We start from the raw sequence: 12,307 nt of genomic DNA, 5'->3' as shown, positions 1-12,307 counted from the left end.
GGGTAAGATTACAGTCTGAAATAGGTTTAATCAGTTATAAATCAAACAATTAAGCGATTATTGTAAATATTTGCGTCGCGTTTAGCAGGCAGGGGTTTGTCCAGAGCCTGTGGATAACTCTGTTCAAAACAGTTTTACAGATGAGGGCAAACGCCGTCAGCAGCATGCAGGCACATTGTGGATAACCTGTAAGATAGCTGCAGCAGACAACCAGCATTACCGGTGCGAGCAAGGCGTGCAAAATTGCCAGAAAAAAACGGTGTCACATGCGATCAAAAAAGATCTGCAGCAGTTTTAATTCTGATTGCGCCTGAGGGCAAATAACATTAGTGAATATAAAAATCTGGAGCGGGAAACGAGACTCGAACTCGCGACCCCGACCTTGGCAAGGTCGTGCTCTACCAACTGAGCTATTCCCGCATAATCTTCGTATTTTAGTCTGCTACTGCGTTGGCTGCCTTGTCACAAACTCAAATACTCGATTCTGCATCTTCGTATTTTTGTCACAACAACCACGCTAACGACTAAATCCGTGATTTGGATGGTTTACTACAAACTCTGGAGCGGGAAACGAGACTCGAACTCGCGACCCCGACCTTGGCAAGGTCGTGCTCTACCAACTGAGCTATTCCCGCATTAGAGGTTTACTGCTTAGCGAAATTTGGAGCGGGAAACGAGACTCGAACTCGCGACCCCGACCTTGGCAAGGTCGTGCTCTACCAACTGAGCTATTCCCGCATAATCTTCGCCTGTTTATTTGCTGCTGCGTTAGCTGCCTTCACTCGCACAGGTCACTTACTGAAGTAAGCTCGCTGTGACTCGTTCAGTTGCCGCCTTGCATCAAATGAACATGCTCGATTCTGTATTTCGCTGTACTGCTCCGTGCCACATGAAATTCTTCACCGGTACGGGGTGCGCATTATACGAGAAATCCTTTCAGTCGCAAGAGTCTAAAAGCAAAATTTTGCGCTTTCCGCGCGATCGCTGCTTTAATCGACAACCTGATGATTTCCTGCGCACCCACAGTCGATTAAAGCTGCAGGAAGTGTTCGCGGTAGTACGCCAGCTCTGCGACAGATTCACGAATATCATCCAGCGCCTGATGGCTGCCAGACTTTTTAAAGCCTGGGAGAATGTCTGGCTTCCAGCGGCGCGCCAGCTCTTTCAATGTGCTGACATCGAGATAGCGATAGTGGAAATAGGCTTCGAGTTCAGGCATGTACTTAAACAGGAAGCGACGATCCTGACCGATGCTGTTGCCACAAATCGGTGAGGTATTCGCCGGCACCCACTGTTTCAGAAATTCAATGGTGGCCAACTCCGCCGCGCGGTCGTCGTGCTGGCTGGCCTTCACCCGCGCCACCAAACCACTGTTGGTATGGGTACGCACGTTCCAGTCATCCATCAGCGCGAGCTGCTCGTCAGATTGATGCACGGCGAACACCGGCCCTTCCGCCAGGATATTGAGGTTAGCATCGGTGACGATAGTAGCGATCTCAATAATGCGATCGCGTTCCGGATCCAATCCGGTCATTTCGAGGTCGATCCAAATCAGATTGTTTTCATTGCCAGCTGTCATGCGTTTCCCGCCTGTTGCCAAAGTCGTCATTAAACTCATTTCAGGTGTATCATAGACGTTTTGCCCAACAGGGCGAAGCCTGGCGAAAGCCGTGAGAGGATGCGTGAGTAAAAACAAACTGTCGAAAGGTCAACAACGTCGCGTAAGCGCCAACCATCAGCGTCGTCTGCAGCAACGGAGTGAAAAGCCGGAGCCGGATGATAGCCTGTTTGGAGAAGCGGCTGATGGCGTGGTGATTAGCCGTTTCGGCATGCACGCAGACGTGGAAGATAGCGCGGGCGTTGTCCATCGCTGTAATATCCGCCGCACCATTCGATCGCTGGTCACCGGCGATCGCGTATTGTGGCGTGTGGCGATTGGCGGCGGCAAAGGGATCGTCGAAGCGGTACACGATCGTAAAACGGTACTAACGCGCCCCGACTTCTATGACGGCGTTAAACCGATCGCTGCCAACATCGATCAGATCATCATTGTTTCGGCGATCCTGCCGGAACTGTCGCTCAACATCATCGATCGTTACTTGGTTGCCAGTGAAACCCTCGGCGTTGAGCCGCTGCTGGTGCTCAACAAAATCGATTTGCTCGATGCTGAAGGCCGCGCGTTTGTCGACGAACAGATGGAGATCTATCGCAATATTGGTTATCGCGTATTAATGGTTTCCAGCCATGCCAAAGATGGTTTGGCTGAACTGGAAAGCGCCTTAACCGGTCGAGTGAGTATCTTTGCTGGTCAATCCGGCGTCGGCAAATCGAGCCTGTTGAACAATTTGCTTGGCCTGGAGTTAGCGGGCGATGAGATTCTGACCAACGATGTCTCAAACGTTTCTGGTTTGGGTCAGCACACCACCACCGCTTCCCGTCTCTATCACTTTCCGGCAGGCGGCGATGTGATCGATTCACCGGGCGTGCGTGAGTTCGGCTTGTGGCATCTTGAGCCGGAGCAGGTGACGCGCGGATTTGTCGAATTCCGCGAATACCTCGGCAGCTGCCGCTTCCGCGACTGTAAGCATGATACCGATCCTGGCTGCGCCATTCGCCAAGCGGTAGAAGAAGGTAAGATCGATATCTCCCGCTTCGATAACTACCATCGAATTCTGGAGAGCATGGCGCAGGTAAAAACGCGTAAAAACTTTTCCTCAGACCAGGATTAACGCGTACAACGGCACATTCGCCAACGAGCTGGGGCGCTGCTACAATCCGCCCCCTTTTTGTTAACGACACGTAATTAAGCCAGGAGGCAACGGTGTTTGATCGTTTTAAACTCGGCCTGAATCATATTTTGCCTAAAAAAGGGCTCACCGAACTCGCCGGTTGGGGCGCTAGCCGTCGGGGTGGCTGGCTCACTAAAGCGGTCATCGATATCTTTGTCTGGTACTACAAAGTGGATATGGCGGAAGCCAGCAAGCCTCATACCAGCAGCTACCGCACCTTTAATGACTTCTTCGTGCGTCCGTTAAAAGAGGGTGCACGTCCCATCGATCCTGATGCCTCCTTGCTGGCGCTGCCAGCCGATGGCGCAATCAGCCAGCTTGGCCGCATTGCAGGCGATCAGATCTTCCAGGCCAAAGGCCACACTTACAGCCTGCAGGCGCTGCTGGCGGGTAATGACGATCTGGCGGATCAATTCATCGACGGCGAGTTTGTTACTACTTACCTTGCTCCGCGCGATTATCATCGCGTCCACATGCCATGTAACGGCATCCTGCGCGAAATGATCTATGTGCCAGGCGATCTCTATTCGGTCAATCCGCTGACCGCACGCAATATCCCCAATCTGTTTGCGCGTAATGAGCGCGTGATCTGCGTATTCGATACCGATCACGGCCCAATGGTGCAGATCCTGGTCGGTGCCACCATCGTTGGCAGCATCGAAACCGTGTGGGCAGGTACCATAACGCCGCCGCGCGAGGGTGTGATCAAACGCTGGCGTTATCCATCTGCCGATCATGACGGTGCGGTGGTGCTGCTAAAAGGCCAGGAAATGGGGCGTTTCAAGTTGGGTTCAACGGTCATCAACCTGTTCGCGCCTAACCGCGTGAAGCTGGCGGAAAGCCTCGAAGCCGAAAGCAAAACTCGCCTCGGTCAGCCGCTGGCCATCGCCATGCCTCAACCGGGCAACAGCGTCCCTCTTAGCGAATAACCCGGAATCTCTCCCGTGCGCGTTTTTCTCCTTCTGCTGCTGAGCCTGGTGCTCAGCAGTTCTGTATTGGCAGCGACCATTCCGCAATCCAGCCAGCTTCAGCAGGAACTGGATGCGGCTAAATCCGCCAAAAACTCCCCCGCGCAAACCGAACAGGTGCAGGCGCTGGAAGCGGCAATCAATTTCCTCAATGAGCGCAATGAGTCTCTGGAGCGCGCAAAGCAATATCAGCAGGTGATTGATGATTTTCCACGCATGGCGCGGGAACTCCGTCAGCAGATCGCCACGCTCACCGACAGCAGCAAGTCGGTGCGTAGCAATATAAGCAGCGCCGAGCTGGATCAGGAGTTACTGCAGGTTAGCAGCCAACTGCTGGAGGAAGGCCGTCAGGCGCAGCAGGAGCAAGACCGCGCGCGCGAAATCAGCGATTCGCTTTCGCAGCTGCCGCAGCAGCAAACGGACGCACGCCGCGCAATGACGGAAAGCGATCGTCGGGCGCAGAACACCTCAGCGGCTACCACGCCGCTGGCGCAGGCGCAGATATACGTGCGTCAGGCAGAAAATGCCGCGAACAAGGCGCGCGTTGATGAATTGGAACTGGCTCAGCTCTCCGCCAATAATCGCCAGGAGCTGGCGCGCATGCGTGCCGAAGTACATCAGCGCAAAGCCACCCAGCTGGATAACTATTTGCAGGCGCTGCGTAATCAGCTAAATAACCAGCGCCAGCGCGAAGCCGAGCTGGCGCTGGAGCGCACCGAGCAACTGGCTGAAAACAGCGGCGATATGCCGAGTTCAATCAGCGATCAGTTCCGCGTTAACCGCGAGTTGTCCGCAGACCTCAATCAGCAAGCGCAGCGCATGGATCTGGTCGCTTCGCAGCAGCGGCTTGCCACCAATCAGACTTTGCAGGTACGTCAGGCGCTCAGCACGCTCCGCGAGCAGTCGCAGTGGTTGGGAGCATCAAACCTGTTAGGCGAGGCGCTGCGTGCGCAGGTGGCGCGTCTGCCAGAGATGCCAAAATCCCAGCAGATCGATAGCGAGATGGGCCAACTGCGCGTGCAGCGGCTGCATTACGAGGATCTGCTTGAGCGCCAGCAGGAACTGCGTAAAGCAAAGCAGGATGACGGCTCCCCGTTCAGCAGTGAACAAACCCGCATTCTTGAAGCCCAGCTAAAAACCCAGCGCGAGCTACTGAATTCACTGATTTCTGGCTGCGATACGCTGATTCTGGAAATCACCAAGCTTAAAGTTTCCAATACGCAGCTGCAGGATGCGCTGGCGGAAGTCAAAGATGCGACGCATCGCTATCTATTCTGGACCGCTGACGTTAACACCATCGGCCTGAATTTCCCGGTTGAGATGGCGCAGGATCTTAAGCGTTTACTGTCGCTGGACACCGCTGGCCAGCTCGGCAAAGCGCTGGCGATGATGTTCACCAACCGCGAAACCGTGTTGCCGATTATTGGTGCGGTGCTACTGGTTGGCTTCAGCATCAGCTCACGCCGTCACTACAACGCCTTTATGCAGCGTTCCGCCAGCCGCGTCGGTAAAGTCACGCAAGACCGCTTCAGCCTGACGCTACGTACCGTATTTTGGTCGATTTTGGTGGCGGTGCCGCTGCCGGTGCTATGGGCGGCACTCGGTTATGGCTTACAGCATGCCTGGCCCTATCCGTTCGCCGTGGCGATTGGCGATGGCATTACCGCCACGCTGCCGTTGCTGTGGGCCTTTATGATCAGCGCCGCCTTTGCCCGTCCGGATGGTTTATTCGTGGTGCATTTCCGCTGGCCACAGGCGCGCGTAGCGCGGGCAATGCGCTATTACTCGCTGTCGGTTGGCTTGATTGTGCCGCTCATCATGCTGCTGATCGCCTTCGCCAATCTCGACGATCCGCAATTCTCAGGCACACTGGGACGCATCTGTTTCATCCTGATTTGTGGCGCGCTGAGTATTGTTACCGTCAGCCTGAAACGTGCCGGTATTCCGCTTTATCTGGATAAAGAGGGCAACGGCGACAATTTTGTTAACCGCATTCTGTGGAACCTGATGATTGCCTTGCCGCTGGTTGCCGCTTTCGCCTCTTGCATCGGTTATCTCGCCACGGCGCAGGCGCTGCTGGCACGTCTGGAAACGTCGGTGGGCATCTGGTTCTTCCTGCTAGTGATTTATCACATCATCCGCCGCTGGATGCTGATTCAGCGCCGCCGCATCGCCTTTGACCGCGCGCGACAGCGTCGAGCCGATATGCTGGCCAACCGTGCACGCAGTGAAGAAGAGAAAGAGCAGTCAACGCCCGCGAATGCCGACACCATCGAAATTGATGAGCCGAGTATTGATCTGGATGAGATCAGCGCGCAGTCGCTGCGCCTGGTGCGTTCCATTCTCACGCTGATTGCCCTGGTTTCGGTGATTGTGCTGTGGTCTGAAATTCATTCGGCGTTTAGCTTCCTTGATAACATTCCGCTGTGGAACGCCAGCACCACGATACAAGGTGTTGATAGCGTGCAGGCGATTACGCTGGGCGCGGTGCTGATTGCCATTCTGGTACTGATCATCACCACCCAGCTGGTGCGTAATATGCCTGCTTTGCTCGAGCTGGCGCTGTTACAGCATCTTAGCCTGGCGCCAGGCACCGGCTACGCGATTACCACCCTGACCAAATATGCGCTAATGCTGATTGGTGGCCTGATTGGCTTCTCGATGATGGGGATTGAGTGGTCGAAGCTGCAGTGGCTGGTTGCCGCGTTAGGTCTGGGGTTAGGCTTCGGGATGCAGGAGATATTCGCCAACTTTATCTCCGGCCTGATTATCCTGTTTGAGAAACCGATTCGTATCGGCGATACCGTGACTATTCGCGATCTGACCGGCAGTATTACCCGCATCAACACCCGCGCCACCACCATTACCGACTGGGACCGCAAAGAGATCATTGTGCCGAATAAGGCGTTCATTACTGAGCAATTTGTTAACTGGTCGCTGTCGGATTCGGTCACCCGTGTGGTGCTGACGATTCCGGCTCCTGCCCGCGTAAACAGTGATGAAGTCACCAACATCCTTAAACAGGCAGCCGATCGCTGTACCTATGTGCTTGATATGCCGGCACCAGATGTGTTCCTGGTCGATTTGCAGCAAGGTATCCAGCTGTTTGAACTACGCGTGCATGCTGCGGAGATGGGACATCGCATGCCGCTGCGCCATGAACTGCATCAGCTAATTCTGCGCGGCTTTGAAGAGCACGGCATTGAGATGCCATTCCCACCGTTCCAGGTGCGTATGGAAACGCTGGGAAAGCAAAACCCCGCCAGCAACGGTGCGCCCGCCAATAAGACCTTCAAATCTGGCGGATTATAAAAACCAAACGCCCGGCTAAGACCGGGCGTTTTTTTATTGCCGCTCAGCGTGCATCACTTCACAAACTCTTCGCCCTGCGCGATATCTTTCTTCAGCGTTTCCAGCATGCCGTTGAGCGCTTGCTGTTCGAAAGCACTCAGCGTGCCAAGCGGGCGACGCTCAACAATGCCGTTTTTACCCAGCAGCAGCGGCTGTGAGAAGAAACGGGCGTATTCGCCATCGCCTTCTACATAGGCGCACTCCACAACATTGGCTTCGCCTTGCAGCGCGCGAATCAGCGACAGACCGAAACGTGCCGCCGCTTGCCCCATCGACAGCGTCGCCGATCCGCCACCGGCTTTGGCTTCCACCACTTCGGTGCCCGCATTCTGAATACGTTTGGTGAGATCCGCGACTTCCTGCTCGCTGAAGCTTACGCCTTTCACCTGTGACAGCAGCGGCAAAATGGTCACGCCCGAGTGCCCGCCCACCACTGGCACTTCAATCTCGTTAGGTTGCTTGCCTTTCAGCGCCGCCACAAAGGTATTGGCGCGGATAATATCAAGGGTCGAAACGCCAAACAGGCGGTTCTTGTCATATACGCCCGCTTTCTTCAGCACTTCGGCCGCAATTGCCACCGTGGTGTTGACTGGATTGGTGATGACGCCAATCAGCGCTTTAGGCGCGGTGCTGGCAACCTGTTCAATCAGGTTACGTACGATACCGGCGTTAACGTTAAACAGGTCGGCGCGATCCATGCCCGGTTTACGTGCCACACCGGCTGAGATCAGTACTACGTCAGCGCCGTGCAGCGCTGGCGTCGCATCTTCACCGCTGAACCCTTCAACGGTTACGGCAGTAGGAATATGGCTGAGATCCACCGCGACACCCGGGGTTACCGGAGCGATATCATAAAGTGAGAGTGCTGAGCCTGCGGGTAATTGCGTTTTAAGCAGTAGTGCGAGTGCCTGGCCAATACCACCAGCGGCACCGAGAACGGCAACTTTCATCCTGAACTCCTTATTAAGGTGGGGCAGAGATATGCCGAAAATCCATCAGGTTACGAGTTTAATCAACTTCTCAGGCGATAGCGACTAAACCTGTCGCGCACTTAACATCACGCCGCAATCGGCTCCCGAGACATCTCTACTTCAGAAGTCGCCTGAATGATACATTCGCAGCCAGAAGACAATGGACGGCAATGATCATCAATATTTTTGTTACCACCTCAATAATATAACAACATTGCAACCTTCGCTTTGCGCGCCAACCCGCGATTTTGGCGTGCCGAAAAACTCTGGTATGATCTCGCCCCCGCAGGTCATTACCGCGATTCTCTCATCAGATTCATTGCATAAAAATTCATCTAAATGCATAATAATTTATCTGCTGCGGGCCTGTTGCCTGCTGCAACCCTCTTTTTATTGGTAGCTTATGCGAAACCCATCAAAACAAGACGACCTGATTAAGGCGTTCAAAGCCTTATTGAAGGAAGAGAAATTCAGCTCTCAGGGCGAAATCGTGCAGGCGCTGCAGGAAGACGGCTTCGAGAACATCAACCAGTCGAAAGTTTCTCGTATGCTCACCAAGTTCGGTGCAGTGCGTACTCGTAACGCCAAGATGGAAATGGTTTACTGTTTGCCCGCTGAGCTTGGTGTTCCTACTACCACCAGCCCGCTGAAAAATCTGGTGCTTGATATCGACTACAACGATGCGTTGGTGGTCATTCATACCAGCCCGGGCGCTGCGCAGCTGATTGCACGCCTGCTGGATTCGCTCGGCAAAGCCGAAGGCATCCTCGGTACCATCGCCGGTGATGACACCATCTTTATTACGCCCGCACGCACCTTCTCGGTAAAACAGTTGTACGACGCGATTCTGGTTTTATTCGAACAAGAGCTTTAAAACCCTGCAGATTACCGGCAGTTCGACTGCCGGTATTATTCCCCTTCTCGCCCCTTATTTAACCAATCTGTCACAAATCCCTTTGTAAATAATAAGTTATCCATATACCCAGCGGTTATCTGCATCTTCCAAAATTGGTACGACCTTTGCTCCTGCTTAACCTAATGCGCTATTTTACACTGCTTTACATTACGTGCTCAGTGTCATTCCCTTCTCATTGCGTATCAGCCAGCGAGATCAACCACGATCTTTCGCACTAAAAGATAATTTGATGTAGATCATTGTTTTTACTTTGAAATAACCGCCTCTGGTTAAGATCCAGGCGTTTTTTATAACTTCAGGTTCTAAAAAAGTGCCATAAGGATAAAGAATTACAACCAAACATTATTAGCTGGATATTAATTTCATGGGTGATTAGATCTATACTTAGTTTCGTGATGCAAATCACACGAAAGAAAAAGATAAAAATAGACGACGAGGAAAAATATCATGAACGTTAAAACTACTATCGCAACTTTAAGTATTCTCTCTGCTCTGTCATTTGGTGCTTTTGCAGCAGATTCTATCAACGCCGAACAGGCCGCGAATCTGCAACCCGCAGGCACCATCAGCGTCAGCGGCGTGGGCGGTTCTCCAATGGATATCCGTCAGCAGCTTAACGATAAAGCCGATCAGCAGGGCGCGAAAGCTTACCGCGTGATCGAGGCGAACACCGGTGACAGCTATCACGCTACCGCTGAATTGTACAAATAAGTTACTGATTCAAGACGCAATGTGAACGGCGACCCGTTTGAGACGCTTTTGCCTCTCAGGTTGCCAGCCCAAATTTCAGGAGAGTGAATAATGAAAACCAAATTAGCTATCGCAGTACTAAGTCTGGCTTCTGTTCTGTCTTTCGGCGCAAGCGCCGCGAGCCTGGTCTCTAACGAGCAAGCTGAACAGCTGCAATCACTGAATCAAACCATCAGCGTGAGCGGTGTAGACGGCGACCAGACCAATGTACGTCAGGAACTGTCACAGAAAGCTGATGCTCAGGGTGCCAGCCATTACCGCATCATTGAGAACAATCGTGGTGATACCTTCCACGTCACTGCTGAACTGTACAAATAATCAATAATCAAACGTCCGGTGCCCAATACGCGCCAGGCAATAGATCGACGACCCGCCTCCCCCTTTTATGCCGCAGGTTGTTGATTAAACGAGGAGAAAATTATGAAAATCAAAACAACCATCGCAACTGCTAGCCTGCTTTCCCTGCTCGCCTTTGGTGCTTCTGCAGCACAACTGGTCACCGAACAACAGGCGCAGAATCTGCAACCTACCGGCAGCACTATTTCAATCAGCGGAACCGGCGGTTCGCCAATGGATTATCGCGCTGAGCTTTCTCAGAAAGCCGATGCGCAAGGCGCCAGCGCTTATAAAGTGATTGAAGCCAAAACCGGCGACAGCTATCACATGACCGCTGAGCTGTATAAGTAATTCCTCGTCAGTTAAGACGAACCCTTTGGCCCCGCTCGCCGGGGCCCTTTTTTACTTTACATTGAAGCGGAGCTGGCCTTCCAGCTCCTCTTCTGCTTCATCAAATAGCAGAATCAAGGCGCCATACCGGCGTTTCTGCCCTTTCCCCAGATTTACAAACTCAATCTCCAGCGGTAGCGGCAGCTGCTCACCGATAATCGCGCCCCAAAGATCGTCGAGATCGTTGATGGCGAGATCGGCAAGAAAAAAACGATCGCTAAACTGTCGGAAGAAATGGGCTTGATCGACGATTTCGTCGAAATCGAAACGCTCGGTTCTCATCATGACGCCCTCATAATTGCAGCGACTAAGCCAGTCCACCCAGATGCAGCGCTTTCACTTCCAGATACTCTTCCATCCCCAGCACCGAACCTTCACGTCCTAGCCCAGACTCTTTCACTCCGCCAAACGGTGCCAGCTCGGTGGAGACCGCACATTCGTTAATACCGATCATGCCCGCCTCCAACGCCGCCGATACGCGGAACACGCGCTGTAAATTCTGCGTGTAGAAATAAGCCGCCAGACCAAATTCAGTATTGTTGGCGCGTTGAATCACCTCTGCTTCATCATCGAAACGGAAGCATGCTGCCACCGGGCCAAACGTCTCTTCCTGGGCCAGCTTCATCTCTTCATGGGCTTCAGTGATAACGGTGGGTTGCCAGAAATTGCCGCCAAGCGGATGGCGTTCACCGCCGACCAGCAGTTTGCCACCTTTACTCAACGCGTCTTTGACGTGTTCCTCGACTTTCTCCAGCGCTGATTTTTCAATCAGCGGCCCGACAATAACGCCCTCTTCCACGCCGTTACCCACTTTGAGTTTGCCAACGGCCTCTGCCAGCTGGTTGACGAAGCGATCGTAGACGGCGTTATGCACATAAAAGCGGTTGACGCTAACGCATACCTGCCCGGCATTACGAAATTTATTGGCAATGGCGCCCTGTACCGCCGCATCAATATCAGCGTCATCAAACACGATGTAAGGCGCATTGCCGCCGAGTTCCATTGAGACTTTTTTCATGGTTTCCGCAGCGTTGCGCATCAGCGTTTTCCCCACGGCAGTTGAACCGGTGAAGGAGATTTTACGCACCACTTTGCTTGCCATAATGGCGTCACTGATCGCATGCGTATCACCCGCGACCGCATTCAGCACGCCATCCGGCACCCCGGCTTTCTGCGCCAGCGCCAGCAGCGCAAAGGCGCTCAGCGGGGTGTTATTGGCAGGTTTGATGATGCCAGTACAACCAGCAGCCAGCGCAGGACCAAGTTTGCGCGTCAGCATCGCCATCGGGAAATTCCACGGCGTGATGGCCGCCACCACGCCAATCGGTTCGCGCGTCGCCAGAATGCGCGAGCCCGCTTTAGCGGGCGGGATAATTTCGCCGTTGGCGCGTTTCGCCTGCTCGGCAAACCACTGAATAAAGCTGGCGGCGTATTCCACTTCGCCTTCGGCTTCTTTGAGCGGTTTGCCCTGCTCGGCCGTCATCAACTGGCCCAGCCAGCTTTTGTTTTCGATAATCAGCTGATACCAGCGATTGAGGATGTCGGCACGCGCCTTAGCGGTTTTATCGCGCCAGGCGGGAAACGCAAGCTGTGCGGCGGCAATCGCCTGTTCGGTTTCCTGTTTACCGGCTTTCGCTACCTGCGCTAAAACGTCGCCGGTGGCAGGATTAGTGACCTCAAAGGTTGCGCTGGCGTTGTGCCATTGGCCATCGGCGAAATAGCCCGTCTTGAACAATTCATGTTGTTGCAGGGAGGTGGACATCAGTTTTCTCCAGTCAGTTTACGTCCTGTCAGGAAAGTATAGATGCCAATAAGGGAGGTTTTTGTGTCAACGTG

At 53.4% G+C, this 12,307-nt stretch carries 11 protein-coding genes and 3 tRNA genes; 7 read left to right on the top strand and 7 right to left on the bottom strand.

Features of this window, described 5'->3' with window-relative positions; all coding sequences use genetic code 11:
* Window positions 1-344 precede the first annotated feature (344 nt).
* The 4 genes from CRO19_RS11245 to orn form a co-directional block, all read right to left on the bottom strand.
* Window positions 345-420 (bottom strand) — tRNA-Gly (locus tag CRO19_RS11245).
* Between the two features lie 139 nt (window positions 421-559).
* Window positions 560-635, bottom strand: a tRNA-Gly gene (locus CRO19_RS11240).
* Window positions 636-662: 27 nt separating this feature from the next.
* Window positions 663-738: transfer RNA gene (locus CRO19_RS11235), tRNA-Gly, on the bottom strand.
* Window positions 739-1,030: 292 nt separating this feature from the next.
* A complete protein-coding gene (gene orn / locus CRO19_RS11230; RefSeq protein WP_097095877.1) occupies window positions 1,031-1,579 on the bottom strand; it encodes an oligoribonuclease in 549 nt (182 codons plus the stop codon).
* Between the two features lie 103 nt (window positions 1,580-1,682).
* Between orn and rsgA the strand changes: the two genes are divergently transcribed.
* The 3 genes from rsgA to mscM all read left to right on the top strand — a co-directional run bounded on the left by rsgA (window position 1,683) and on the right by mscM (window position 7,069).
* Window positions 1,683-2,729, top strand: coding sequence for a small ribosomal subunit biogenesis GTPase RsgA (gene rsgA, locus CRO19_RS11225; RefSeq protein WP_097095876.1), 1,047 nt, complete (start codon window positions 1,683-1,685; stop codon window positions 2,727-2,729).
* A gap of 92 nt (window positions 2,730-2,821) precedes the next feature.
* Window positions 2,822-3,718, top strand: a complete 897-nt coding sequence (asd, locus tag CRO19_RS11220) for an archaetidylserine decarboxylase (protein WP_097095875.1) — start codon at window positions 2,822-2,824, stop codon at window positions 3,716-3,718.
* A gap of 15 nt (window positions 3,719-3,733) precedes the next feature.
* The gene (mscM, locus tag CRO19_RS11215; protein WP_097095874.1) at window positions 3,734-7,069 is read left to right on the top strand and encodes a miniconductance mechanosensitive channel MscM; all 3,336 of its coding nucleotides are present in this window, start codon (window positions 3,734-3,736) and stop codon (window positions 7,067-7,069) included.
* A 53-nt stretch (window positions 7,070-7,122) separates the two neighbouring features.
* Here mscM and mdh read toward each other — a convergent pair whose 3' ends face one another.
* A complete protein-coding gene (gene mdh, locus CRO19_RS11210; RefSeq protein WP_097095873.1) occupies window positions 7,123-8,058 on the bottom strand; it encodes a malate dehydrogenase in 936 nt (311 codons plus the stop codon).
* 424 nt (window positions 8,059-8,482) lie between these two features.
* On the opposite strand from mdh, the gene argR reads away from it, so the two are divergent.
* The 4 genes from argR (at window position 8,483) to yhcN (CRO19_RS11190) (ending at window position 10,432) form a co-directional block, all read left to right on the top strand.
* Complete coding sequence (argR, locus tag CRO19_RS11205; RefSeq protein WP_008101964.1) at window positions 8,483-8,953, top strand: transcriptional regulator ArgR; 471 nt, start codon at window positions 8,483-8,485, stop codon at window positions 8,951-8,953.
* 489 nt (window positions 8,954-9,442) lie between these two features.
* Window positions 9,443-9,706, top strand: coding sequence for a peroxide/acid stress response protein YhcN (gene yhcN / locus CRO19_RS11200; protein ID WP_097095872.1), 264 nt, complete (start codon window positions 9,443-9,445; stop codon window positions 9,704-9,706).
* Between the two features lie 90 nt (window positions 9,707-9,796).
* The gene (locus CRO19_RS11195; protein WP_097095871.1) at window positions 9,797-10,063 is read left to right on the top strand and encodes a YdgH/BhsA/McbA-like domain containing protein; all 267 of its coding nucleotides are present in this window, start codon (window positions 9,797-9,799) and stop codon (window positions 10,061-10,063) included.
* Between the two features lie 102 nt (window positions 10,064-10,165).
* The gene (gene yhcN / locus CRO19_RS11190; protein ID WP_097095870.1) at window positions 10,166-10,432 is read left to right on the top strand and encodes a peroxide/acid stress response protein YhcN; all 267 of its coding nucleotides are present in this window, start codon (window positions 10,166-10,168) and stop codon (window positions 10,430-10,432) included.
* Between the two features lie 51 nt (window positions 10,433-10,483).
* On the opposite strand, the gene CRO19_RS11185 is transcribed toward yhcN (CRO19_RS11190), so the two are convergent.
* Both CRO19_RS11185 and CRO19_RS11180 read right to left on the bottom strand, forming a co-directional pair.
* Window positions 10,484-10,753 (bottom strand): barstar family protein, encoded by a 270-nt coding sequence (locus CRO19_RS11185; RefSeq protein ID WP_097097640.1) that lies wholly within the window; start codon window positions 10,751-10,753, stop codon window positions 10,484-10,486.
* A 25-nt stretch (window positions 10,754-10,778) separates the two neighbouring features.
* A complete protein-coding gene (locus CRO19_RS11180) occupies window positions 10,779-12,233 on the bottom strand; it encodes an NAD-dependent succinate-semialdehyde dehydrogenase (protein WP_097095869.1) in 1,455 nt (484 codons plus the stop codon).
* Window positions 12,234-12,307 lie beyond the last annotated feature (74 nt).

The organism is Candidatus Pantoea floridensis, assembly GCF_900215435.1.
GTDB lineage: Bacteria > Pseudomonadota > Gammaproteobacteria > Enterobacterales > Enterobacteriaceae > Pantoea > Pantoea floridensis.
The sequence above is the reverse complement of the archived record's forward strand: the minus strand, read 5'-3'. Positions and strand labels throughout refer to the sequence as shown.

What these genes read in the sequence shown, in the direction of transcription:
- CRO19_RS11180 (WP_097095869.1), bottom strand. Translation starts at nt 12,233, where the DNA reads ATGTCCACCTCCCTGCAACAACATGAATTGTTCAAGACGGGCTATTTC.
- yhcN (WP_097095870.1), top strand. Translation starts at nt 10,166, where the DNA reads ATGAAAATCAAAACAACCATCGCAACTGCTAGCCTGCTTTCCCTGCTC.
- CRO19_RS11185 (WP_097097640.1), bottom strand. Translation starts at nt 10,753, where the DNA reads ATGAGAACCGAGCGTTTCGATTTCGACGAAATCGTCGATCAAGCCCAT.
- orn (WP_097095877.1), bottom strand. Translation starts at nt 1,579, where the DNA reads ATGACAGCTGGCAATGAAAACAATCTGATTTGGATCGACCTCGAAATG.
- argR (WP_008101964.1), top strand. Translation starts at nt 8,483, where the DNA reads ATGCGAAACCCATCAAAACAAGACGACCTGATTAAGGCGTTCAAAGCC.
- yhcN (WP_097095872.1), top strand. Translation starts at nt 9,443, where the DNA reads ATGAACGTTAAAACTACTATCGCAACTTTAAGTATTCTCTCTGCTCTG.
- mdh (WP_097095873.1), bottom strand. Translation starts at nt 8,058, where the DNA reads ATGAAAGTTGCCGTTCTCGGTGCCGCTGGTGGTATTGGCCAGGCACTC.
- CRO19_RS11195 (WP_097095871.1), top strand. Translation starts at nt 9,797, where the DNA reads ATGAAAACCAAATTAGCTATCGCAGTACTAAGTCTGGCTTCTGTTCTG.